Source organism: Pseudomonas sp. URMO17WK12:I11 (assembly GCF_007677725.1).
GTDB lineage: Bacteria > Pseudomonadota > Gammaproteobacteria > Pseudomonadales > Pseudomonadaceae > Aquipseudomonas.
This window is the reverse complement of record NZ_VEDF01000004.1, coordinates 274,955-299,610: the sequence shown is the minus strand read 5'-3', so window position 1 is coordinate 299,610 and position 24,656 is coordinate 274,955. Positions and strand designations below refer to the sequence as shown.

The 24,656-nt window shown below is 63.6% G+C and carries 18 protein-coding genes; 10 read left to right on the top strand and 8 right to left on the bottom strand.

Going from position 1 to position 24,656, the window contains the following annotated elements; genetic code table 11:
- The first annotated feature begins 37 nt into the window (after window positions 1–37).
- The 5 genes from FS665_RS10100 to FS665_RS10080 all read left to right on the top strand — a co-directional run bounded on the left by FS665_RS10100 (window position 38) and on the right by FS665_RS10080 (window position 5,478).
- A complete protein-coding gene (locus tag FS665_RS10100) occupies window positions 38–2,338 on the top strand; it encodes a fatty acid cis/trans isomerase (RefSeq protein WP_145187211.1) in 2,301 nt (766 codons plus the stop codon).
- A gap of 174 nt (window positions 2,339–2,512) precedes the next feature.
- Window positions 2,513–3,544 carry an acyltransferase gene (locus FS665_RS10095; protein WP_145187207.1) on the top strand — a complete coding sequence of 344 codons (1,032 nt, stop codon included), beginning with the start codon at window positions 2,513–2,515 and terminating at the stop codon, window positions 3,542–3,544.
- A gap of 58 nt (window positions 3,545–3,602) precedes the next feature.
- Entirely contained in the window at window positions 3,603–4,187 is a 585-nt protein-coding gene (gene nfuA / locus FS665_RS10090) for a Fe-S biogenesis protein NfuA (RefSeq protein WP_138217419.1), read from the top strand.
- A 194-nt stretch (window positions 4,188–4,381) separates the two neighbouring features.
- Window positions 4,382–4,990 (top strand): SCO family protein, encoded by a 609-nt coding sequence (locus FS665_RS10085; RefSeq protein WP_145187204.1) that lies wholly within the window; start codon window positions 4,382–4,384, stop codon window positions 4,988–4,990.
- On the top strand, window positions 4,990–5,478 hold the full coding sequence (locus tag FS665_RS10080; RefSeq protein WP_145187201.1) for a copper chaperone PCu(A)C: 489 nt from the start codon (window positions 4,990–4,992) through the stop codon (window positions 5,476–5,478). Before FS665_RS10085 ends, FS665_RS10080 begins: the two co-directional genes overlap by 1 nt.
- 44 nt (window positions 5,479–5,522) lie before the next feature.
- Here the strand turns inward: FS665_RS10080 and FS665_RS10075 are convergent, their stop codons facing one another.
- The 8 genes from FS665_RS10075 to FS665_RS10040 all read right to left on the bottom strand — a co-directional run bounded on the left by FS665_RS10075 (window position 5,523) and on the right by FS665_RS10040 (window position 11,153).
- A complete protein-coding gene (locus FS665_RS10075; protein ID WP_145187198.1) occupies window positions 5,523–5,750 on the bottom strand; it encodes a hypothetical protein in 228 nt (75 codons plus the stop codon).
- 74 nt (window positions 5,751–5,824) lie between these two features.
- The gene (locus tag FS665_RS10070; RefSeq protein WP_145187195.1) at window positions 5,825–6,658 is read right to left on the bottom strand and encodes an AraC family transcriptional regulator; all 834 of its coding nucleotides are present in this window, start codon (window positions 6,656–6,658) and stop codon (window positions 5,825–5,827) included.
- Window positions 6,655–6,969 (bottom strand): AzlD domain-containing protein, encoded by a 315-nt coding sequence (locus tag FS665_RS10065; protein ID WP_145187192.1) that lies wholly within the window; start codon window positions 6,967–6,969, stop codon window positions 6,655–6,657. Before FS665_RS10065 ends, FS665_RS10070 begins: the two co-directional genes overlap by 4 nt.
- A complete protein-coding gene (locus tag FS665_RS10060; RefSeq protein ID WP_145187189.1) occupies window positions 6,969–7,667 on the bottom strand; it encodes an AzlC family ABC transporter permease in 699 nt (232 codons plus the stop codon). Before FS665_RS10060 ends, FS665_RS10065 begins: the two co-directional genes overlap by 1 nt.
- A gap of 97 nt (window positions 7,668–7,764) precedes the next feature.
- Window positions 7,765–8,445, bottom strand: coding sequence for a sel1 repeat family protein (locus FS665_RS10055; RefSeq protein WP_145187186.1), 681 nt, complete (start codon window positions 8,443–8,445; stop codon window positions 7,765–7,767).
- 168 nt (window positions 8,446–8,613) lie between these two features.
- Window positions 8,614–9,708: a hypothetical protein gene (locus tag FS665_RS10050; protein WP_145187183.1), complete on the bottom strand. Its 1,095-nt coding sequence runs from the start codon at window positions 9,706–9,708 to the stop codon at window positions 8,614–8,616.
- Window positions 9,709–9,747: 39 nt separating this feature from the next.
- Window positions 9,748–10,374 (bottom strand): LysE family translocator, encoded by a 627-nt coding sequence (locus FS665_RS10045; RefSeq protein ID WP_145187180.1) that lies wholly within the window; start codon window positions 10,372–10,374, stop codon window positions 9,748–9,750.
- A gap of 2 nt (window positions 10,375–10,376) precedes the next feature.
- Window positions 10,377–11,153 (bottom strand): YqcI/YcgG family protein, encoded by a 777-nt coding sequence (locus FS665_RS10040; RefSeq protein ID WP_145187177.1) that lies wholly within the window; start codon window positions 11,151–11,153, stop codon window positions 10,377–10,379.
- 160 nt (window positions 11,154–11,313) lie between these two features.
- Here FS665_RS10040 and FS665_RS10035 point away from each other — a divergent pair, with 160 nt between their 5' ends.
- The 5 genes from FS665_RS10035 to FS665_RS10015 all read left to right on the top strand — a co-directional run bounded on the left by FS665_RS10035 (window position 11,314) and on the right by FS665_RS10015 (window position 24,645).
- Window positions 11,314–12,234 carry a LysR substrate-binding domain-containing protein gene (locus FS665_RS10035; protein ID WP_145187174.1) on the top strand — a complete coding sequence of 307 codons (921 nt, stop codon included), beginning with the start codon at window positions 11,314–11,316 and terminating at the stop codon, window positions 12,232–12,234.
- 56 nt (window positions 12,235–12,290) lie between these two features.
- Window positions 12,291–14,651: a DNA polymerase II gene (locus FS665_RS10030; protein WP_145187171.1), complete on the top strand. Its 2,361-nt coding sequence runs from the start codon at window positions 12,291–12,293 to the stop codon at window positions 14,649–14,651.
- Between the two features lie 80 nt (window positions 14,652–14,731).
- Entirely contained in the window at window positions 14,732–19,276 is a 4,545-nt protein-coding gene (locus FS665_RS10025; RefSeq protein ID WP_145187168.1) for an NEL-type E3 ubiquitin ligase domain-containing protein, read from the top strand.
- A gap of 90 nt (window positions 19,277–19,366) precedes the next feature.
- Window positions 19,367–23,899 (top strand): NEL-type E3 ubiquitin ligase domain-containing protein, encoded by a 4,533-nt coding sequence (locus FS665_RS10020; RefSeq protein ID WP_145187165.1) that lies wholly within the window; start codon window positions 19,367–19,369, stop codon window positions 23,897–23,899.
- A gap of 194 nt (window positions 23,900–24,093) precedes the next feature.
- Window positions 24,094–24,645: a DUF4174 domain-containing protein gene (locus FS665_RS10015; protein WP_145187162.1), complete on the top strand. Its 552-nt coding sequence runs from the start codon at window positions 24,094–24,096 to the stop codon at window positions 24,643–24,645.
- Window positions 24,646–24,656: the final 11 nt, after the last annotated feature.

Below are 24,656 nucleotides of genomic sequence, written 5' to 3'. Positions count from 1 at the left end.
TCAGGCTTTTTTTTTCAATTCTCAGGACTTCTCGCACATGGTGCTTCGTAATCTTGTCAGCGTCTTCGCGCTGTTAATCAGTGGCGTGGCGTCTGCACAAGCCCCTCTGGCGAGCCCGGCCATCTCCTATACCCGGGATATCCAGCCGATCTTCACCGAGAAATGCGTAGCCTGCCATGCCTGCAACGATGCTGCTTGCCAGCTCAAGCTGGACAGCCCCGAGGGCGCAGTTCGTGGCGCCAGCAAGGTGCCGGTGTATCAGGGTGAGCGCAGCAAGGCAGTGGCGCCGACGCGCTTGTTCTACGACGCGCAGACCGAAGCGCAGTGGCGTGACAAAGGCTTTTATTCGGTACTCGACAACCAGGGCAGCCAGGCGGCATTGATGGCGCGCATGCTCGAGCTGGGGCACAAGACCCCGCTGACGCCCAACGCCAAATTGCCTGACGAGATCGTCCTGGGCATTGCACGCAACAACATGTGCCCGCTGCCCCACGAATTCGACGCCTACGCCGGGGCCCACCCCAAGGAGGGGATGCCGCTGGCGGTGACCGGCCTGAGCGACCATGAATACGCCACCCTGCGCGATTGGTTGGCCGCCGGTGCGCCGGTCGAGTACCAGCCGATTCAGCCGAGCGCCGTCGAGGCCAAGCAGATCGCCGAATGGGAAGAGCTGCTCAATCGCCCTGGTTCCACCGAGGCGTTGGTCGGCCGTTGGCTGTATGAACATCTGTTCCTGGCCCACATCCACTTTGTCGGCGGCGAGCAGGGGCACTTCTTCCAGTGGGTCCGCTCGCGCACGCCGAGCGGCAAACCGGTCGACCTGATCGCCACCCGCCGTCCCAACGACCCCCCTGGCACCGATTTCTACTATCGGCTGGTCCCGGTGCAGGGCGTGATCGTGCACAAGACCCATATCACCTACCCGATGGGGCCGCAGAAGCTCAAGCGGGTCAAGCAGCTGTTCTACGCCGGCGACTGGCATGCCACGGCGCTGCCCGGCTATGGACCGCGGCACCGGGCCAACCCGTTCGAAACATTCGAAGCGATCCCTGCGGTGGCGCGTTATCAGTTCATGCTCGATAACGCCGAGTACTTCGTGCGCACGTTCATCCGTGGGCCGGTGTGCCGCGGGCAGATCGCCACCGACGTGATCCGCGATAATTTCTGGGCGCTGTTCCAGGAGCCTGCCTACGACCGCTACGTGACCGATGCCAACTACCGCGGCAAAGCCACGCCACTGCTGGCGATGCCGGGCCAGATCGACGATGTGGGCAGTGTGCTGAGCCTCTGGCATGCCTACCGCGACAAGCGCAACGCCTATGAAGAGCTGCGCCGCGACGCCTATGCGCACATGCCGGCGCCCGGTTGGGAGACGCTATGGGCCGGCAATGACAACGCCTTGCTGAGCATCTTCCGCCATTTCGACAGCGCCTCGGTGACCAAAGGCCTGGTCGGCGATGTGCCGTTGACCATGTGGCTGTTCGACTATCCGTTGCTCGAGCGCACCTACTATCAGCTCGCGGTCAATTTCGATGTCTTCGGCAACGTCTCGCACCAGTTGCAGACGCGCCTGTACTTCGACCTTATTCGAAATGGGGCGGAGGTCAATTTCCTGCGCCTGATGCCGGCTGAACAACGCTCGGACGTGCTGGGCAGTTGGTACCAGAACAGTGGCAAGATGAAGATGTGGCTGGACTATGAAGACATCGACAGCGACACCCCCAGCGGCATCACGCTCGACCCGCGCAACCCCGAACGCGATTTCGGGCTCAAGTTGTTGCAGCGCACCGCCAGCCTCAACGTTGCCCCAGACCCGATCAACCGCTGCAAGGGTGCCTACTGCTCACGACCACAGATGAACGAACAGTTCCGCAACGTCGAGCAGTCTCTAAGCCGCTTGGTGTCGCGTCCGGCTGCCGGCCTGAAGGTCATCAAGCAACTGCCCGAGGCAACCATGCTGCGCATCGAGGGCGAGGGCGGGCAGCGCCAGGTCTACAGCCTGCTGCGCAACCGCGCGCACAGCAATGTGGCCTTCTTGCTCGGTGAGGATTATCGCTACCAACCGGGGCTGGACACCTTGACACTGTACCCCGGCGTGCTGAGCAGCTATCCGAATTTCATGTTCAACATACCCGCTAGCGATGTGCCGGAATTCGTCGAGGACATGGAGCATGCCAAGGACGACGCCGATAAGTTCGAACGCATCGTCATGCGGTGGGGCGTGCGCCGCAGTCACCCGCAGTTCTGGCAGTACTTCCATGACCTGAACACCTTCATCAAGGAAACCGAGCCGGTCGAGTCCGGGGTGCTGGACATGAATCGCTACGAGAACCTCTGATCGGGCCAGCTGACCTTTCCGGATACGTTGCGGTCGGACGTGCTGGGTGGTCCTGATCGATTGCCAAGGGGGCTGCGTCGCGGCCCTCGCGGTTCTTGCGCCGCGCGTGCGCGCAAGGCGCCTGCCTAGGCATTCGCTCAGCGCCTCAATGCACCGGCAATTGCAGGGTACTTCATGCTGTATTCGCTCCAAGCGCTGCGCGCGTTCGCCGCCTGGGTGGTGGTCTGCCATCACTTCATGCAGATTTTTTTCGATTTCCATGCCACCGGCCCGGTGGGCCAACTGCTGACTGATCGGGGCGCCGTCGGCGTCGATATCTTTTTCGTCATCAGCGGGCTGGTGATCTACCTCTCGACCCGTGACAAACCCATCGAGCCGAGCCAGTTCCTGCTCAACAGGGTACTGCGCATTGTGCCCGCCTATTGGTTCTACACCGCGATGATGGCAGCGTTGCTGCTTGGCTTCAGCCAATCGATGCCGCATCAGGTGTTCGACTGGCATCATCTGCTGCTATCACTGCTGTTCATCCCCGCGGAAAACCCCGGTGGCTATGGCTTGTACCCGACCTTGAACGTCGGTTGGACACTGAATTTCGAGATGTTCTTCTACCTGTTGTTCGGCTTGGCATTCATGGTGCGCCAGCGCCACCACCTGCTGCTGGTCACCGTTGCCTTGCTGTTGGTCAGTGAGGTGCTGGGGCGCACCGTGCTCAGCCATTTCTACAACAACGGCATCATCTACGAGTTTCTGCTGGGCATCGGGCTGGGGGTCATCTACCGCCGCGGGCTGATTCGCGAAGGGCTGTTCCTGCCGTTGGCCTTGCTGGGCGCCGCCAGTTTCGCCATCTATCACCTGGATGCGTCCCAGCGCCTGCTGCACTGGGGGCTGCCAAGCGCAATGATCGTGCTGGCGTTCATCGCACTGGAGCCTTATTTCAAGGGCAATCATGTGCTCAAGGCCTTGGGCGACTGCTCCTATTCCGTCTACCTGATCCACGTGCTGGTGCTCTACGCCGGCTGGTTCGCCAGCCAGCGCCTGCACCTGAATCCGTACTGGGTGTTCGCCCTGTGCGTGCCGTCCATCGCCCTCATGTCCTGGTTCAGCTACCAGTGGTTGGAGCGTGGTGTGTACCGGCGCCTGCACGCTTGGCTGACCGCGCCGCGTGAGCGTTCCCAGGGCCTGGCACTATCCCGAGTCAAATACTAGGACTTTGTCGAACGGCCAGGTTGGCGTACACTTGGCCGCAAGTCTGTGAGGAACTTCCATGAGCGCTATAACCATTACTGACGCCGCCCATGATTACCTGGCCGATCTGCTGTCCAAGCAGAACACGCCTGGCATCGGCATTCGAATTTTCATTACCCAGCCGGGCACCCAGTACGCCGAGACCTGCATTGCCTACTGCAAGCCGGGCGAAGAAAAGCCTGACGACGAACCTGTTGGGTTGAAGAGCTTCACCGCCTACCTGGACGCAGTCAGCGTGCCATTTTTGGAAGACGCGCTGGTCGACTACGCCACCGATCGCATGGGCGGTCAGCTGACCATCAAGGCGCCGAACGCCAAGGTGCCGATGGTCAACGAAGACAGCCCGATCAACGAGCGCATCAACTATTACCTGCAGACCGAGATCAACCCGGGGCTGGCCAGCCACGGGGGTCAGGTGAGCCTGGTCGATGTGGTCGACGACGGCATTGCCGTGCTGCAGTTCGGCGGCGGTTGCCAAGGCTGCGGCCAGGCAGACGTCACGCTCAAGGACGGCATCGAACGTACGTTGCTCGAGCGTATCCCGGAGCTCAAGGGCGTGCGCGACGTGACGGACCACACGCAGAAAGAGAACGCCTACTACTGATGCTGGCCGGCAAGCCTTAGCAACAAAGTGTTACGGTTTCAACCCCTGCGACAACAGGCCGCAGCCCATGTTTACAGGGCTGCGTGCCCATCGAGCCTCCGCCGGGTAGAAGCCCCCGGAGCGTCATGCCAGAATGCCCCGGTTTTTCGACCGACCCGCCCCGAGGTCGGCACCTTCCCTGTAAAGGATGGTTTATGACTGATCTACTGACCCGGCGCGCGGTCGTTGCCGGGATGGGCGTGCTCGGGCTGGGCCTGCTGGCCGGCTGCAATCCAGCTCGCGGGCTTGAGTTCAAGTACGGCAAGAACATGAGCAACGAGATCCTGGGGCGCAAGTTCAGCCTCAAGGACCCGCAAGGCAATGTGCGCACCTTGTCGAGCTTCTACGGCTCCATGCCGATGATCTTCTTCGGCTTCACGCAGTGTCCGGCAGTGTGCCCGACCACGCTGGCGCGTGCGGCGCAGATCAAGAAACTGCTGCGGGGCCGCGACCGCGAAATATTCCAGGTGGTATTCATCACCCTGGACCCGGAACGCGACACGCCCGAAGTGCTCGATGCCTATGTCAAGGCTTTCGACCCGTCGTTCACCGCATTGACCGGTACTCCGGAAGAAATCGACGCGGTCGCTCGTGAGTTCAAGGTGTTCTACGAGAAGGTACCAGCAGGTGACACCTACACCATTTCTCACTCGTCCACCAGCTACGTCTACGATACCCGCGGCACGCTGCGCCTGAGCCTGGGTCACTCGTTGACTGCCAAGGAATGCGCCGAAGACCTCGCCACCCTGATGGAGATTTGCTAATGGCTTCTATACTGCATCCGATCAAGCGCGGCCTGGCCGCCGTTGCCCTGTTGGGCCTGGCCCTGCCGGCGTTGGCGCAGACCACCGTCAGCGGTGCCTGGGTACGCGCCAGCGTGCCGCAGCAGCCTTCCACTGGGGCATTCATGATCCTCACCGCCAGCACCGACAGCAAGCTGGTCGACGTCGCATCGCCGATCGCCAAAACCGTGCAAGTGCACCAGATGACCATGAACGGCGATGTGATGGGCATGCAGCAGGTCAAGGCGCTCGAGCTGCCGGCTGGCAAGGCCGTGACCCTCGATCCGAATGGCTATCACGTGATGCTCATGGGCCTGACCGAACAGGTCAAGGAGGGCGACGAAGTGCCGCTGACCCTGACCATCGAAGATGCCCAGGGCGCCAAGGAAACGGTGCAAGTACAGGCCCAGGTACGACCGCTCAACGCCGAGGCGGGCGCCAGTCATGAACACATGCACATGAATCACTGACCTACCAAGGGCCGCACCAGCGGCCCTTTTTCATGCCACTGCACTCAACTGCGAAAGCGCGGCAGCGGCCTGTCGAGGGTGAGCTGGGTCAGCGTCCTGCGCACCTGAGCCTCATCGGCTTCCAGGGCCTTGAGACTGGCGCGGATCTTACCGGCGGCGGGCACATCGCCCTGGCGGTCGATCCAGTCGGCGATCTGTTTGCAGGCACTGCTCAAACAGGCCTGGCGCTGGTTCATCAGCGTGATGAGGGTGGTGAGCTCTCGTTCGGACATGATGGGATCCTCCGGTTAGCCCTGTCAGTGTAGCAGCCGCGGGCGCGCCTGCCTTGGGCCTGACGACGCAGGCGCTAGCTGTGCAAGCAAGCGTTGCGGTAGACCCCTGGGGTCACCCCATAAGCTTGCTTGAACTGCCGGCTAAAATGGCTCTGGTCGGCAAAACCCAGGGTGAAGGCCACGTCAGCCGCAGCTGATCCACCTCTGAGCAGCTCGCGTGCCCGTGCCAGGCGGCGTTGCTTGAGCCAGGCATGCGGGGGCAGGCCGGTTGCCTGGCGGAATACGCGAGCGAAGTGAAAGGGTGACAAGTTGACCGCCGTGGCCAAGGCCTCCAGCGACGGCGGGTCCGCCAATTGGCTCTCGAGCAGTTCCCGTGCGCGCTTGACGGCAAGCGGTTCCTTGCCGGGCGCTGCGGGTTCGGCGCCATGGCCATGGCGCTGCACCAGCGCCAAAACCGCCTGGCGCCATGCCGTCTGTTGCTCGAGCGCGCTGGCGCCAGCCTCTGAAAGCTGGTGCAACTGGCTGAAGGCTAGCGCCAGAGCCGGGTCGAGGATGACGCTGTCGTGGAAGCGCGGCATGCCGTGGCGGCTCAGGCCGAGTTCGTCCAGCACGCCGGTCACACGTTCATGCTCCGGATAGAAACCGCGGTAGCGCCACCCGGCTTCATGGGCCGTGGCGCCGGTATGCAGTTCGTCCGGGTTGATCAACACCATGCTGCCTACCGGTGCCAGATGCTCGCTGCCGCGGTGCCAGAAGCGTTGCGCGCCCGACTCGATCACGGTGAACACATAGCCCTCGTGCACGTGCGGGGCGAAGCGTTGTTGCAGGTATCGCGCATGCAGCATCTCGACGTCGCCAAGCGCTGGCGCCTGCCAAAGGTGGGCCTGCTCGCGCAGATGGGTGCTCATGCCAGGCAACTGCGCAAGACGAAGAAGATCAACATGCTCACCAGCATGCTGAGCAACACGCTGCGGGTCAACAGTACCAGGGCAATGGCTGCCATTGCCCCTAGCAGGTAAGGGTTGAATGGGCTCAGGTTCAGGTGGTGGTCGGGCATGAACACGATCGGGCCACAGATAGCCGTCAGCATGCCCGGCACTGCAAAGCCGAGGAACTGTCTTGCATTCGAGCTCAGGCGCAGCGGCAGACGCGGTTCGAGAAAGGCGTAGCGATTGAGGAAAACCACCACACCCATGGCGATAATCAGCAGCCAGATCATCAGCGGCCTCCAGCGAGTTTCTGGCAGATGAAGCCTGCCGCCATGCCCAGCAGGCCGGCAGCGACCAGGGCGGTTTCCCAATGCCAGTAGCTGAACAACACTGAGCAGCCCAGCGACACTGCGACACACACCAGGGTTGGTCGGTTGCGCACCAGCGGTGCGATCAGCGCAACGAAGGTGGCGACGATGGAGAAGTCCAGGCCCAGTTGGTCCAGGTGCGGAATATTCTGACCCAGCACGATGCCGGCCACCGTGAACAGGTTCCAGGCGACGTAGAACGTGAGGCCAACGCCCAGCGCGTACCAGCGGTTGAACTGCTGCGCATCGTAATGGCTGGTCAAGGCGAAGAATTCGTCCGTCAACAGGAAGCCCAAGCCCAGCCGCCAGCGCAGTGGCTGGTTCGACAGTACCGGGCGCATGGACAGCCCATAGAGCAGGTGCTGCGAGGTCAGCAGCAAGGTAGTGAGCAGGATCGACAACAGGCTGGCGCCACTCTTGAGCATGCCGATGGCCACCAGTTGCGCCGCGCCGGCGAAAACAATGGCCGACAACCCTTGGCCCTGCAACGGGCTCAGGTCGGCTTCGATGGCCATGGAGCCAGCCAGCAGGCCCCAGGGCGCGACGGCTACGGACAAAGGCAGGATAGCAAGGGCGCCATGCAGGAAAGCCTGGCGGGCGATGACGGGACTGCTGGGCATGATGGCGATGGCACGTTTCTACTGGGTTGAGCAGCATGCCAGAGCGCAAGGATGAATGGCTTGAACGATCTTGCTACTTGCCGCCGGCCCGTGTGAGCTAGCGCTGGCTGGTCAGGCGCTGTTGCGCAGCAGCGCAGCCGTTGATTTCCACGGCTTTCTGCAGCAAGGATTGCCGGTGCTGTGGGTCCAGGTCGCCCAGCAGGCGATAAACTTCGGCCTGATAGTCCCGCTGACGACCCCATTGCATCTGCAATCCCTGCGGCTGGCTGCGGTTGCAGGCCAGGCGTGCGGCGGGTTGCGGGTAGTAGGATGCGTACAGTGTGGCCATCCCCGGCACCGCCTCGAGGGCCTCACGGTAGGCCGGGCTGGCGTTGTAGGGGGGGCACAAGGTCGCGATCGCTGTCGCCGGTGGAGCAAAGCCTTGCTTGAGGCTGGACTCCAGCAACGGGCAGGCGGCATCGGGGATCTGCGCCGCGGGCAGGTAGGTCGCGTAATACAGTGCCAGGCGATACTGGGCCACCGGATGGCCCAGCTCGACTGACTTTTTCAGCAAGGCCACGGCCGTGGGTAATGTCCGCGCCATCGCCTGGCCTTGGCGATTGAGTTCCGGATCACCGGCGGCGGAGGTACGCAACAGACTGTCGTCATCCTGATTGTCGGCTTGTTCGAGCAAGGGCAGGGCCTGGCGGTACAGCAGGTCGGCATGCGGATCGATGCGTACGTCGAGCGCGCTAGCGCTCAGCGGAGCCGCGGCGATGACCAGCGCGGACGCCAACATGAAGCGGCTCACAGGCACGCCCCGAGCAATGAATGGCACCGGCAGGCTGCCAGGTGCGGGTGAGCGGTTCGATGATAGATCACAACTTCACGTACGCCTCAGGCGGATCGGAACGACGGGGTATTCTAGCCATGGCCGGGCCTAAACCGAAACCCCAGCGTGCATTGGTCAGACGAGCTTGATCGGCGGCGCCTTGCGTTGCCCGTGTTGATCCTGGGTCAGACCCAGTTTGGCGGTGATCACCTGGGCCAATGCGTGATACCCCAGGTCATTCATGTGCAAGCGATCGACGAACAGCTCTGCATCGAATGCCAGCGCGCTGCTGAGCATGCTGTTCATGTCGTAGCAGGGCACGGGCTGCGCCTGGCTTTTGATCCGCTGAAAGAAATCCATTTGCAGGTGGCTGGCGAAGGTACCCTCGAGCAGACGTTCGAAATTGGCCGGTTGTTGCGAACGCGCCGCCAGCATCGCTCGCTCGCCGGCTGGCAGATGGTCGCGGCACCAAGGCAGCAAGGGCTGCAAGATGAACGTGAGGGTCGTGTGGCTGTCGGCCAGCAGGCGGTCCCACTGGCGCAAGGTCCGACCAATGCAATCGGCCGCGCGAGCCAGGCGTTGAGTTGGGGCCGATAACGGCCAATCGGGCACAGGCTGATCGCGGCGCGGTGCCAGGGCATGGCCCAGGCGCTGCCATAGAGACTCCCGCACAGCAGGGCCGGTAGCGGGCATGCCTTCGTTGAAACTGTTCAGGTACGCCCGGTGGGCCTTGGCATACCGTGGATCGTGCGGGCCGGCGAGCACCTCGCCCAGTGCTTCATGGGCGAGGGTGTTCACCCCGCTCAGCAGCACCACATGGCCGACGTCATCGAAGCGGTGCTGGTGGGTCAGGAACAGCAGCAGTTCCTGGCTGGCATTGAGTCCACATCCGGCCAGGCTCAGCCAGACCTCGCCGGTCAGCAGCGAGAGCTGCGAGGCCACTGTGTGTTCATCGCAACTGGCGCCTATGCCCAGGGCAGTGGATCCGCCGACCAGCAGGTTCACCCGGCGTGCTGCATCGGCCTCGGCGGCGCAGAAGCGCTGGCCGGCAAGGTGACTGTAGCGCAGGCCCAAGGCATCGGTATTGATGGTGCCGGAGCGATAGCCGCGCTCGTTCACTTGCAGGTTGTGCGGTGCACGGCGTTGGCCCAGCTGCAGGAAGCGCTGGTAATCCTCATGCAGTGGCGAGGAGGGGCCCAAAGCGTGCGTAGTGCAAACGGACGATGTCATGGGCGCTCCTGTGGATCAGGCGTGCAAGCTTGGCCGCGCTCAGCCGGCCAGCTCCTTGAGGTTGTAGGCCAGGCCGCCGGCGGCGATCAGCAGCAGGGCGATGCCGGAAGCCAGGGAAATCATGCGATTGCTGCGCTGCGAAGCGATCTTGCCAATGGCGAAGATGTACAGGCTGAGGACGGCGAAATCGATCAGCACCCACAGCAGCGACAGCACCACCATGCTTTTGCTGAACGATTCGGTGATCTGAATGAACTGCGGAAAGAAGGCGATGAAGAAAATGATGTCCTTGGGGTTGGATATCCCCACCATGAAGCCTTGCCACAGGCCACCACGGCCGGCCTTGCCAGGCTGCTCGGCAACCTCGCCGGCCGGGGCTTGCAGGCACTCGCGCAGCGTCCCTACGGCGATATAGCCGATGAACAGGCAGCCCAGCAGGCTCATGCCGCTGAGCCAGGCCTTGTCGATGGCGGCGCTGGTCAGGATGACCCAGGCCGCGGCGCCGATCAGCACCAGTGATGCCCAATTGGTGCCGACTGCGGTGAAGATGGCCTTGCGCGAGCCGGACTTGGCTGCGGTGTTGACGATCAGCGCGACCACCGGCCCGGGGGTGGCGATCAGCAGCAGGACGGTGAGGGCATAAGTGAGGGTCAGTGCGGTATTCACGGTCAATTCTCGGTCAGGGTGTCGGTTGTCGCATGGGCATGAAAGGGGCAGCGCGACGGATTGAGCGAGCCTGCTTCCTGCAATTGGTATTGCTTCCATTCGAAGTTGTCGTCCTGGCCAAAAAAGCCCAGGGTTTCCGGCATGACGCCGTCGTTGTAATGCCGCACCCGGTCACGGATGCGGGCGCGGATGCGTTGCCCACTCTCGGTAGCGGCGTTGGCCACTTCGTCAAAGTTCTCCCGCGGATTGATGACGAACGTAATGTGTGCACCCAAGTTGCGGCTCTTCATCTGCCGATGGCCAGGGAAATTCATGTTGATGAACAACGCCATGCCGGCATAACAGAACGACCAGTTGCTGTCGTGCGGGTCAGTGGGAATGGCCTGCGGCCAAGGGTGCGGGTCGCGCGCATGCACCCCTCGCAGTACCTTCCAGGCCAGCGCCTGCTGTTCGGCCAGCGTGCTGTGGGCAGCGGTTTCGAGAAACACCACCAGTGGACTGCCAATGCGTTGCTTGACCGGCAGCGGGGTGACGGTCCGGACGTATTCGGCCAGGCCCTGGGCAATGTCATCGGCCAGTTGTTCGGCACGCGCGAAAAGAATGTGGCAGGATGCGCCGGCCACTGCCTTGCGCCCGAACAGGCAGGGAAAGTCAGGGTTGGCAAGTACTGCACGAAAATGTTGAATGGTGTGGTGCGTCCAATGGTCGGTAGTGCGCACATGTTCAGCGGCCAGCTCTAGCGCGTCCAGGCGATAGCAGTTTCCATAACCCGTAAACATGATTTCCCCAGGCGTAGAAGTAAGTGAGCATTCAGCTCATATGCAGGCAGGTTGCGTAATTATCTTTGTTAGTTAACTGCATTTTCTGAGAGGCTCCTGACGTTGTAAAACGCGTGGAACTATGACCTACTATTAGTCTCACTCATGCTTGGAGGGCATCATGTCGGAACGGATTCAAGCGTTGCATGCCCTGCGCGCTTTTGAAGTGGCGTCGCGTTATGGCTCCTTCACTCGCGCTGCTGAAGAGTTGGCCTTGACCCAGGGCGCGGTCAGCCATCACATCAAAACCCTCGAGGCGATGTTTGGCTGCGATCTGTTCGAACGCCGTGGCCCCAAGCTGAGCCTGACTGAACACGGTCGCCTGCTGGCGCAGGAGCTCAAGGTCGGTTTCAAGATCATCGAGAACGCCTGCGCGCTGCTGCGCCAGGATCGCTACGGGCTGCGCCTGAAGGCCCCGTCGACCTTGACCGTACGCTGGCTGCTGCGCGCGCTCGATGGTTTCAAGAAGCTCGAAGACAACTGCAGCGTGCAGCTGTCCAGCGTATGGATGGACATCGATTCGGTGGACTTCTACTCCGAGCCCTACGACTGCGCCATCCTGCTGGGCAATGGGGTTTTCCCTGCCGACGTGGAAAGCGTCAAGCTGTTCGATGAGTGGCTGATCCCGGTGTGCCATCCCGACTACATGGCGCAGGCACAGCCGGCACTGGCCGATTTGCGCGATTGTGAGTTCCTCCATCCTTCGCCGGATCGGCGCGACTGGCGGCGCTGGCTGGCTCGCATGGACGCGCTGGACATCAGCATCGACCAGGGCCAGGTGTTCGATACCCTCGACCAGGGCATTTCGGCGGCCCAGCAAGGCCTGGGGATCTCGGTGGTCGACCTGGTGCTGGCCACCGCCGACCTGGGCGCTGGGCGCCTGGTGACGCCATTCAAGCATGCCGTGTCGACCGGCGACGGCTACTACATGACCTGGCTGAAGAACAGCCCCAAGGCCAGACAGATGCACAAGCTGCGCGACTTTCTGCTCAGCGAGGTACCCGCGCTGGCCTACAAGGACATCGACTATCTGTACGGCTGATCATCCGTTGCTGGCGCGCTAGCGTAGAATCCTCTTATTTAGCAGAGGTCGACGCGGTGGAGTTGCAGCAGGGTTTTATCCTGACCCGGCATTGGTACGACACGCCCGACGGCACGTGCGTGGAGTTCTGGCTGGCCACCGACGCTGGGCCGCGCCTGTTGCGCCTGGCGCCCCAGGAGTCGGTGGCGTTCATTGCCCAGGCCCAGGCCGAGCATGCACGGTTGCTGCTTGCCAGCGAATCAGGTGCATACCTCAAGCCGCTGCGCCTGAAGGACTTCGATCAGCGCCCGATGCTCGGCCTCTACACCCGTCAGCATCGCCAGTTGATGCAGCTTGAACAACGCCTGCGCACCGCTGGCATCGAAGTACTCGAGGCTGATATTCGCCCGCCGGACCGCTACTTGATGGAGCGCTTCATCACCGCGCCTGTGCAGTTCGTCGGCCGCCTCGATGAGCACGGGGTGTATTGCGAGGCGCAGCTCAAGCCCTCGCCCGGTTACCGCCCAACCTTGCGCCTGGCCTCGCTGGACATCGAAACCAGCGAACGCGGCGAGCTTTACAGCATTGCCGTCGAGGGCTGCGGGCAGCGCCAGGTGTACATGCTGGGGCCTGCCAACGGCTGTGCCGACGCGGTCGACTTCGCCTTGCATTACTGCGCGAGCCGCGCGGATCTGCTGCTGTGCCTGAACCAGTGGATGGCCGAGCACGATCCAGATGCGATCATCGGCTGGAACGTGATCCAGTTCGACCTGCGCTTGCTGCACGAACATGCCCAGGCCCTGCAGGTACCGCTGACGCTCGGGCGTAACGGCGCGCCGCTCAACCTGCGCCGGCACGCTGGCGGTGGCCACGTGTTCGTGGACGCTCCGGGTCGGCTGCTGATCGATGGCGTCGAGGCCTTGCGCGCGGCGACCTGGAGCTTTCCCTCGTTCAGCCTGGAAAATGTGTCGCAGACCTTGCTGGGGGAGGGCAAGGCCATCGATAACCCGTATCAGCGCATGGACGAGATCAACCGCCGGTTCGCCGAGGACAAGCCGGCGCTGGCCCGCTACAACCTCAAGGACTGCGAGCTGGTCACGCGCATATTCGCCCATACCCGGCTGCTCGACTTCCTCATGGAGCGCGCCTCGGTGACAGGGCTGGCGGTGGATCGCAGCGGCGGTTCGGTGGCCGCGTTCTGCCACCTGTATATTCCGCACATGCACCGTTTGGGCTTCGTCGCGCCAAGCCTGGGCAGCCGTGCCGATGAGGCCAGCCCCGGCGGTTTCGTCATGGACTCGCGACCAGGGCTTTACGATTCGGTGCTGGTGCTGGACTACAAGAGCCTGTATCCGTCGATCATCCGTACCTTTCTGATCGACCCAGTGGGGTTGGTCGAAGGCTTGCGCCAGGCGGATGACGAGCATTCGGTAGAGGGTTTTCGCGGCGCGCGCTTCTCGCGCACCCAGCACTGCCTCCCGGCGATCGTCGAGCGCGTCTGGCAGGGCCGCGAAGCGGCCAAGCGCGAAGGCAATGCACCGCTTTCCCAAGCCTTGAAGATCATCATGAATGCCTTTTACGGCGTGCTTGGCTCAAGCGGCTGTCGCTTCTTCGACCCGCGCCTGGCGTCGTCGATCACCCTGCGCGGGCATCAGATCATGCGCCAGACCCGCGCGCTGATCGAGGCGCAAGGTTTCCAAGTGATCTACGGCGACACCGATTCGACCTTTGTCTGGCTCAAGAGCAGCCACGACGAAGCGGACGCAGCGCGCATCGGCCAGGCGCTGGTGGCGCAGGTCAACCAGTGGTGGCAGGCGCACCTGCAAGCTACCCTGGGTCTGGTCAGCGCCCTGGAACTGCAATTGGAGGTGCATTACCGACGCTTTCTGATGCCCACCATCCGCGGCACCGAAGAGGGCAGCAAGAAACGCTACGCGGGGCTTGTGCAACGCGCCGATGGCAGCGAGGACATGGTCTACAAGGGCCTAGAATCGGTGCGCACCGACTGGTCGCCGCTGGCTCGGCGCTTCCAGCAGGAACTGTACGGACGGATTTTCCGCGGTCAGCCGTACCGCGAGTATGTGTGTGACTATGTGCGCCAGACCCTGGCCGGTGAGCTCGACGAGCTGCTGGTCTATCGCAAGCGCCTGCGCCGCCCGCTTGCCGATTACCAGCGCAACGTGCCGCCGCATGTACGCGCAGCGCGCCTTGCCGACGAGCACAACGATCGGCTTGGTCGCCCGCGCCAGTACCAGCGCCGCGGCTCGATCAGCTACGTGATGACAACAGCGGGCCCGGAACCGCTGGAACATCAGCCATCGCCAATCGACTACGAACACTACCTGGAGCGGCAATTGAAACCCATCGCCGACGCGATCCTGCCCTTCGTCGGCGACGATTTCGCAGCGTTGATCGATCGCCAGATGCTGTTGTTCTAGGCAGGTGTTAGCCGGTTAGCTGCCTCGGTATGCGGCCAGACCCTAGCTTCGCGTTTTTCGCCACGCGCAGGTTAGCTCACATGACATCCGCTTCTGAATCACCGATCAGCAACGCGCGGACACGCGCCACTGAGCAGGGTTATCAAGACCATCTGCTCGCCCAACGCTTACCCACCTGGGTGCACGATTGGAGCCCGGCCCGCGTTGACGTGCTCCATGCGGCGCTGCAGCAGTGCGTCGATGCGCGCCTGCGTCTGCGCGCCCGATGGGCGGCCATCGAACCAATCGATCGCTTCGTCGAGGGCAGGTTGCAGGGCGCGTTGATCGAACGCTACGCCATCGCCGTACCGCTGCGCCAGTTATGGTTTCGCAACGCCTACAAGATTCCGCTGTCGAGCTATGCGCCCATTCACGTGCCGTTGACCGAAGAGGTGTACTACCAGGTGCCATTGCTGGAAGCCGCAGTGCGCAACTTCACCGCCTGGCAGGCCGGCGCCGGCGGCTTGCCTGCCCATGCGGGCCTGCGCGACGACGCCAATCGTGAGGTCCCGGGCATCAGCGCCAAGGCCTTCGCACAACTCTGCCGCGAGCTGGATCTGGGCGGCGCCTACCAGCAGCACCTGGACAGCGTGCTGTTGCCTGCGGCGGTGCCGGCCAACGTCAAGGTGTGGCTTGGCGCTTTGGCGGGCAGCAGCATGCTGGTCGACGCGTTCAGGGCGCGCCATCAGCGGATTTTAAGCGATGCGGAACTGCAACTGGTCATCGATCTGTGGCGCCAGGGCAAGCCAGGACGCCTCGACGGTCATCGGGTGATCGCCCGCCAGTTGCAGGTGCTGGGATGCGACCTGCAACAAATCGTGGTGCTCGATGTACGCAACGAAACCTTCGCACCGCTGTACAGCTCGTCCAAGCGGGTGCTGGTTTACATTCCGGGCGATCCGCAGGGGCCCTGGCATGCCCATGACGACCTGCTGAAATTCGTGCGCAAGGTGCTCGGTCAGCGCCTTCGCCAACCAGACTACCAGCGCTTCTTCAGCCGCTTCGTGCGCAGGCGCGACAGCCAGGCGTTTTTCGCCCAGGTGCTGGCAGGCTATGCTGATCTGACCGTTTGGGCCAACATCGACCTGGATGAAACCCTGCGCGACTACCCCGCGCCGTTGTTCGAATCCCTGGCCCAGGCGCGCATTGACCAGCTCAAAGATGACGCGGCGACCCTGTTGATGCCGATTGCCCGGCTCGACCGCGCCGTGCAGGTCGCTCACGAGCAGCGCCTGATCGCCGAAGGCTGGACGTTGCTGGGGATGGCAAGCCTGTTTGTCCCGGCGCTAGGCAGCGTGATGCTGGCGGTCACGGCCTGGCAAGTGCTGCAGCAGACGTTTCAGGCGGTCGATGCCTGGCATGCGGGCGCCAGTCGCCAGGCGCTGCTGCATCTGGGGCATGTAGCCAAAGACGTGGCAGTCATGGGCGCGACGGCCGCAGGCCTCGGCGCAGCACAGCGAATCTGGGCACGCGCCTGGGCGGTAGACAGTCTTGTGCCTGCACAGCTGGAGGATGGTAGCCAGGCGTTGTGGGACGGCGATCTGAGTCCGTACCGCGGCAGCCCGCCAGGGCCAGGCGCCAGGCGTGATGCGCTCGGCGTACACCGCCTGGGTCCTGAAGCCTGGATTGAAATGGAAGGCCAGTTCTATCCCGTGCGCGAGCCTGTGCACGACGAGCCTTGGCAGCTGTTGTCCATCGCTGGGCATGCTCCGCGATTACGGCATAACGGTGCCGGCGCCTGGCGGGTGTGGAGCGAACAACCTGCCGAATGGGACGATGTGCCGCGTATGTTCCGGCGCCTGGGCGGACGATTTGCAGACCTCGATGCACGGCAGATCCATCAGGTGCTGAACATGCATGACCTGAGCGCCGATCAGCTGCGTGCGCTTCATGTCTTCAGCCAGGCCCCGTCTGCCGGCTTGATCGACAGCGTGATTCGCAGCCAACTCAGCCGCCGAATCGACCGCTTGCTTGCCAACCTGCAGCGCGGCGGGGCGGTCGCGGACACCATGTTGCTCGCGCATGCCCAGCGCTTGCCGGGCGCAGCGCAGCTTGCAGGAGAGCGCTTGGTCCAGCACGTGATGCAGAATCGACGAGTGCTGTTCCAGCAGGTGTACGAGGCCATCCAGGATACCGAGACGCCTGAGATCACCACGCTGCGCCGGATTTTCCCAGGCTTGCACCACCTGGATGCCCAATACTTGTTGCGCACGGCCAGCGCCGGCGAACGTCAGCGTTTGCACGCCAGTGGGCGAGTTGCGCTGCGTCTGGCAGAAGCTGCCAGGGCTTGCGTGACCCGCACGCGGATCGTCCGCGCGCGGGAGGCGTTGTACCTGGATGTGCCGCAAACGGCTGACCATGCGCGCCTGGCCCTGGGCATGCTCGACCACCTCGCCGGCAGCCAGGCGGTGCCACGGCTGCGGCTATTCGAGGCCAACCTGCAAGGGCCGCTGCTGGCGGCAAACCTGGGCCAGGGGCGCGCCTTCGACCTGCTGCACCGCAACGGCCTTTATCAGCTGCTCGAGGCAAGCGGCCAGGCCGTTGCTGCGCCAGGCGAGCTGTTCAGTGTGCTGGCTGGCGCTTTCGACCAACCCCTGCGCCAGGCGCTGGATCTGGGTTCCCCGTTTGCCGTGGGGTTGCGTTCGGCAATTACCCGCCAGGCCGAAGCACACACGGCAGAGGTGGAGCGCCTGCTGCATCCGTCGGCACGGGCAGCGGCCGGGGCCATGCGGCCTGTGCTGCGCATGGCCGATGGGCGCTTGGGCTATCCGCTTAGCGGCAGGGGGCCAGCGGGCGCGTGGGGCGGCAGGCTGCCGCGCTCGGCCCTGGCGCGTCTGCGCGATCTGTACCCCAGCTTTACCGACGTGCAACTGTTCACCTGGCTCGAACAAACCTCTGGCGCCGGGCTGAACGTCGCCCACGAACTGGCGCGTCTGGAGCGCCAGTACCAGGCCTTGAACGATCGCCTCAACGGCTGGGTGCGCTCGGCCAGCGACGACGCCCAGCGGGATGCGCGGCGGTTTTTCCGGGAAGCCATGCGCGCCTGTTGGCAGCGCCGCGCCGGCGGCGACGCCCATGCCTCGGTACTCAGTGCCAGTTACCGCTGGAGCCTGTACGGCGCCCAGCCCGGGGCGCTGCCTGAACTGCCAGCGAATGTCAGCTTCGACCACGTGCTGGTGGTGTCGATGCGCAGCATGGGGATCGAGTCGGTGCCCGACAGCTTCTGGCGGGCGTTCGCCAATGTGCGCATCCTCGAGTTGCCGAACAATCAACTCACGCGCATTCCCCAACCGCTGCTGCAGATGCGTCGCCTGGAATGCCTGGACCTGTCCAACAACCAGATCGTGCTCGACCCTGCGCAGTCGACCATCCTGGCCTGCTGCGAACAGCTCAACTACATCAACCTGGCGTACAACCCGCTCGGTCGCGGCTTTTCCGTCAGTGCACTGGGCCGGCTGGACGAGCTGCACCTGGCCCATACCGAACTTGACCAACTGCCCCACGGTGTCGTCGCGCACCCCCGCCTGCGCAGGCTGGATATTCGCAGTAATCTGATCACGCAACTGCCTGAGGATTTTTACGCCTCGCCGTTGTGGGTCGGCGGTGATGTGCAATTGCGTGGCAACCCGTTGACAGCCGCGCAGGCGCAGCGCCTGCAGCTGGCATTGCGGGCACGCCACCCTGCGCCAGGCGGCGCTTCGCAGGTGGTGCCGCAACGGCTGCGCTGGATGGACAGCATCGGCCAGCAGGCGCGCGTTGAACTGGGGGCCTATTGGGATGAAATGGAAGCCGTGGAAGGTTCAGAGGCGTTCTTCGACTTGCTCGAAGGTCTGCTGAGTACTGCCGAGTATCGCCAACCGCGTGGTCCGCTTGCCCTGGCAAGACGCGTGATGGACATGCTCAAGGTCATGCATGAGGATGGCACGTTGCGCGCTTCGTTGTTCAGCAGTGCCCACCAATTGACCTGCCAGGACAGCGTCGCGCTGCGTTTCGCCGACCTGGAGTTGCAAGTGCTGGTTTGGCGCGCCGAACACGGCGCGGCGGCGGGCCAGCGTGAGCAGGCATTGCTACGCCTGGGCCGGCAGTTGTGGCGCCTGGACGAAGTCGATCGCCTCGCGCTGCTGGATATTCAGGAGCGCCGCCAGGCGGGCAGCGATCCCGATCAGATCGAGGTGATGCTGGCGTATCGAACCGCACTGCGCACCGAACTGGACTTGCCGCTGCAGACCACCGCCATGCTGTACCGGGGTGTGTCAGGGGTCAGCGACGAGCGTGCTGCGCTGGCCCGTGCGCAAGTCCTCGAACGTGAGACTGATGAGCGCCTGGCCGAGTCGCTGGTAGCCCGCGAGTTCTGGCGCAGTTACTTGAGTATCAGTCAGGCTGAGCGGCTGGAGGCGGGCAACGCGCCGTATCGACAGCGCCTTGACGCGCTCGAGGAAGACCGTGAACAGCCAGAAGCGCAACGGCTGGAGCAGATCACCCAGGTATACACCGAGCAACGCCACGCCGAACACGCGCTGATGCTGCAGATCACGCTCGACGCGCTGTCCATCAGCGCGCCGCAAGCGGACGCATTGACCCTGTGACGGCTAGCACCCTTAGGTGCTAGGTATCTAGTGCCGCTTGCCCAAGGCCGGTTCCTACGCTGGCGTCTCCTCATGCACAAGAGACGCCTCATGGCCACTCCCACCCTTGCACAGGCTCGACTGCCCGGTCCGCTGGACCTGGAGCAGATGTTTCAGGACGATCTGATCGCGCAGCGCTTGCCTGCCTGGCTGCGGGCAGGCAGCCCTCATCAGGTGGCTGCCCTGACCGATGCGCTCAAGCTCAGCCAGTACTTTCGTCAGCGAGTCAACGCCGCCTTGGCCGACCTGCCGAGCATCGAGGCGTTCGCCAAGCCCCGGCTGGAACAAGCGCTCGCCGCGCAGCAGGGCCAGGCGGTTGCCAGCCAGCATTGGAAATTTCTGGCCGGGTATCGACAACCGGTCATCAACTCCCAGCCAGTCGGCGCCCACTTGACCGAAGTGGTCTACCGCGAGATGCCACTGCTGGAAGCCGCGCTGCGTAATTTCGCTGAAGACGAAACCCTCGCTGGCGGGCAACCCAAGGGTAATCGCCTGCTGAACCCGCGCACGCCGCTGGCCAAGCCGTTGCCGGCCACGCAATTTGCCACGCTTTGCCGCGCGCTGGACTTGGGCGGCGCCTACCAGCACTGCCTGGAGCAACGCCTGCGAGCAGCCCCGAGCGCCGAGCGCCCCAGCGTAGCCTCGCTAATGGAGCGCGCCTACCGCCACACGATGCTGGCCGATGCCCACCTGGCCAGGCTGCAAGGAACGTTGACCGACGCCGAGCTTCAATTGATCAGTCGGTTGTGTCAGCTGCATGAGCCTTTGCACCTGGAGGCGAGGCCGGTGGTGGCCAAGCGCCTGGCATTGCTTGGGGTGGACCTGGAGCAGATCGTCATCCTCGACGTACTGGACGAAGGCGTGCTGCGCACCACCAGTTGGCGCGTGCTGGCGTACATTCCGGGCGATGCCCAAGGCGCCTGGAGTGCCCATGCCGATCTGCGCCACTTCGCCAATGCACTGGGCAAACGCCTGCGTAACGCGGACTATCAGCGGTTCTTCAGCCGCTTCGTTCGACGCCGGCACAGCCAGGGCTTCTTTGGCGCGGTGCAGAGCGGCTACGCCGATGTGTCGGACCTGGCGAACATCGCTCTGGACGAGCACATGAGCGTTTATCGGCAGCCGTTGTTCGCCCGCCTGGCCGATGCCCGCATCGATCAGCTCAAGGACGATGCAGCGATGATCGCTGTGCCCACCGCCCGGGTGGATCAAGCGGTGCGCCTGGCGCACGATCAGCGCCTGGCTGCCGAGGGCTGGACCCTGCTCAACCTGGCGGGCCTATTCATCCCGGTGTTGGGCGTGGCGTTGTTGGCGGTGTCTGCCACGCAGTTGCTCAGCGAGGTTTACCACGGGGCCAAAGCCTGGCGGGAAGGGGACAGCAGTGAGGCGTTGGATCATCTGCTCAACGTCGCCGGCGACCTTGCCTGGATGGGCGCCACAGCAGCTGGCGTGTCCTTGGCACGGGGTATGTGGGCCCGCTCGCCCTGGGTCGATAGCTTGATCCCGGCCTACCTGGAAGACGGCTCGGTCCGGCTGGTCGACCCACAGCTTGCCCAGGGCTATCGGCAGACACCTGCAGCCGCGGCTCGTGAAGATGCCCTGGGCGTCTTGCATCACGGGGAGCGCAACTGGATTGCGTTGGAAGGCCGTCACTATCCGGTGGCGCAACGCGCCAGCGACGGCCATTGGCAGCTACAGGGCGAGCAGGGCTATTGGCCGCGGTTTCACCACAATAACGCTGGGGCCTGGCGCCTGTGGTTCGAGCAGCCGGGCACATGGTCTGAAACCGCACAGTTGTTTCGCCGCCTGGGCAGCGGGTTTCAAGACCTGCTGCCTGAGCGTATCGAGCAGGTGCTGCTTGGCCTGGGGCTCGACGCCGAACATTTGCGCGCGTTGCACGTCAATCTGCAACCACCAGGCGCGGAGCTGACCGACAGCATGATGCGCGCGCTGCTCAATCAGCGCATCGACGGTGTGCTCGCGGCGCTCGAGGACGACGAACCGGTCACCGACACGCTGCTGCAGCAATGGGCCGAGCATCTACGTGGCAGCCACGGGCTGTCTGGGCGCTCGATCGCCGAGGATATCAGGGCCCAGCGTCGCAGCCTTTTTCAGCTGAGCTACGACGCGCTGCAGCTAAGTGATACGCCAGCACTTGCGACACTGCGCCGGCAGTTTCCCACACTGCATCGGCTCGGCGCTGCCGAGCTGGTTGCATCAGCCGGCACCCAGCGAGGGCTGCTGGAGGCGGGGCGGGTACCGTTGCGCCTGGCCCAGCAGGCGCGCTCGATGGCCCGACGCATTCGCCTGGCGCGCGCGGTGGAGGGTTTTTTCATCGAGACAACGCAGCCGGCTGACACGGCGCGGCTGGCATTGGCGCTGGGCGATCAGGTCGCGCAGTGGAGCACTGGGCGCCGTTGGCGTTTGCTCGAGGACGCTCCCCACGGCGTCGAGCTGGCCAGTTACGGTGAGCCTGGCAGCGTCGAATCCTACGATGTGGTGCACCAGCATGGGCGCTTTCAGTTGTATGACGCTCGGGGTCGCGCGCTGGGCGAGGCCGGTGATGTGTTCGACGCCCTGGCCCACGGCCTGGACGAGCGGCATCGGGCTCGCCTGGGTATCCGCCGGCCTGGCGCGCCTGGCCTGCGCCAATGGCTGACCGAGCGCTTGCGGGGCAACCGTGCGCAGGTCGAGCAGCTCCTTGCAGTGCGACCATCGAGGGGCTGGTGGCAACCGCCACGGCGCTTGCCCGACGGTCGCATCGGCTATCCGCTCAGTGGCCGTGGTGCCCGGCGCGGCAGGCCGGCAGCGCTGTTCGCGGTGGTGCGTATGCTGTACCCAGGTTTCAACGATGCTCAGGTCATGGCGTGGGTCAATGATGTGCACAATGGGGGGCAGTCGGTCGAGCGAACCGTTGCTCGTCTGGCGCGCGAGCTCGAAACGCTGGATATCCACCTGCACCAATGGACGGCCAACAGCGGCGATGCGTCGCAACGCGCCGAGCGCCGCTACTTTCGCGAAACCTTGATCAACTGCTGGCAGCGGCGTGCCACGGTTGGCGCTGATCATCCGCAGTTACCGGAGGGTTACCGGCTCAGCGTCTGGGCAATGGACCTTGGCAGCCTGCCCAGCCTGCCGCCCGCCGCCAGCTTTGCCCATGTGCGCGAACTGTCGTTGCTGGACATGAACCTGGGCGATATTCCGCTGGAATTCCTGCAGGCCTTCCCCAACCTGGAGACCCTGGAACTCTCAAACAATCAGCTGACGCGCTTGCCCCCTGGGCTGCTGCAGATGCAGCGTCTGACCCGGCTGGATCTGTATCGCAACGCGATCGTGCTGGATGCCGAACAGGCATCGCTGTTGGGTAACTGCGAGCGCCTGGAATACATCAACCTGTCGCATAACCCACTGGCGCGAACCTTCCCGCTGTACCGCTTGGAGCGTTTGCGCCGCCTGCACCTTCGGGCAACCGGTCTAGACAGCATTCCCCCGGGGCTGCTGGACCGCCTGGAGCTGTTGGTGGCGGACTTGCGCGATAACCAGATCAGCCATTTGCCCACGCATTTCTACCGTTCGCCCATCTGGATCAGCAGTTCAGTGATGCTGGAGAACAATCCGCTGACTGCAGCTGAAGCCGAACGGCTTCAAGTGTTCATGCAAGCCAACGCCATTCCCGAGCTTGGCGCGCTTGCGCAGCAGGGTGCGGCGTCTCGCCAGGCTTGGTTGGATGCTGCCGACAGCACGGAACGCGGCCTGCAATCGTCGACGTGGGATGAAGTCGAGGCGCTGCCCGGTAGCGGCGACTTTTTCAACATGCTGCAGCTGCTGCAAACTGCAGCTGAATTCCAGCAGCGGCCGCAGGCGCTGGCCAATCGTGTGTTCGCAATGATGGGTGCGATGATCGACCATCCCACCTTGGCCGAGGAATTACTCAGCCAAGCGACCGAGACCCTGCATTGCCAGGACGGCGCAGCGCTGTGCTTGAGCAACCTCGAATTGCACATGCTGGTGTGGCGCGCCCGCGCCGACGCCGTGGCCGGTGACAGTCAGGCCGCGTTGCTGCACCTGGGCCGTCAGCTGTGGCGTCTGGACCGCCTCGATCAATGGGTGCTGGCCGACATCCAGGCGCGCCAGGCCAGCGGTGGCGACCCGGACCAAGTGGAAGTGGGCTTGGCTTACCGATTGGCTTTGCGTGACGAGTTCGACTTGCCCGCACAGCCGCAAGACATGTTGTTCGAGGCCGTCTCTGGGGTGAACGCGCAGCGCATCGCCGGTGCTCGTCAGGCCCTGATCGTCGATGAGACCCCGGCCAATCTGGCTGATTCGTTGATCAGCCGCACCTTCTGGCAGGACCATCTGCAAAGCGCTTACCGCGAGCGCTTCGAGGCGCTCGACGCACCGTTTCACGAGCGCCTGGAGCAGTTGACCCGCCAGGCACAAGCCACCGATGAAGCTGATTACACCGAAGGCATGAACGCCATCGGTGATGAACGAGAGCAAGCCCGACGTCACTTGATGCGTACGCTGACCCTGCCTCTGCTCAGCGAGACAAGCGCCCAAGCGGCGGGGATAGGTCAGCCCTAGGCCCTGCTGTGCCTGAGTTTGGACTATGCTCACGGTAACAGCCGGTGTCGATCTGGCTGTTGCCGGGGGCACGCTGAAATGACAGGTTACCTTCTATTACAAGCCTCCCGGGCAACGGTGCATTAGGCTCGCACGTCGGATCTTTCTCCATGATCTGTAGTCTTTTGCTTTATCGAGAGAATAAGGAGATACGCATGCTCGTTCGGTCGCTGACCCTCGCCACCTTGCTCGCCCTCGCAGGCCCACTGTGGGCCGCCGACAGTGATGCACCGCTGGCCAAGGAGGTGGGCAAAGCCCGTCCCCTGGTGGTGATCGCGCCCAGCAGTGCCGACCCAACCCTGCGCGGGTTGAACGAGGCGCTCAAAGACTCCGCCACCCAGGCCGCTTTCAAGGAGCGTAAGCTGGTGCTCTATAGCGTCGCGCAGATGGTCGGTAAACGCGACGACAAGAACCTCGAGCAGCAGACCACCATGGCGTTGATTCGTGAGCTCAAGCTCGGCGCCAGCAAAGGCACCAAAGTTATTCTCGTCGGCATGGATGGTGAGCCGCATGTGCTCAAGGACGACGACTCCGGCGAGAAGATCGATCCGCAGGCCATCCTCAAGGCCGTCGATGAGCTGCCGGCCTCGGAGAAAGCAGCGGTCGCTCCGGAACCGGTAGCCGCCACGCCAGAGCCCAAGGCCAAGGACAGCAAGCCTGGCAAGCCGGCCAAACCTGCGGCACCGCCCAAGCCACTGGAAGACTGATCGGCGTCACA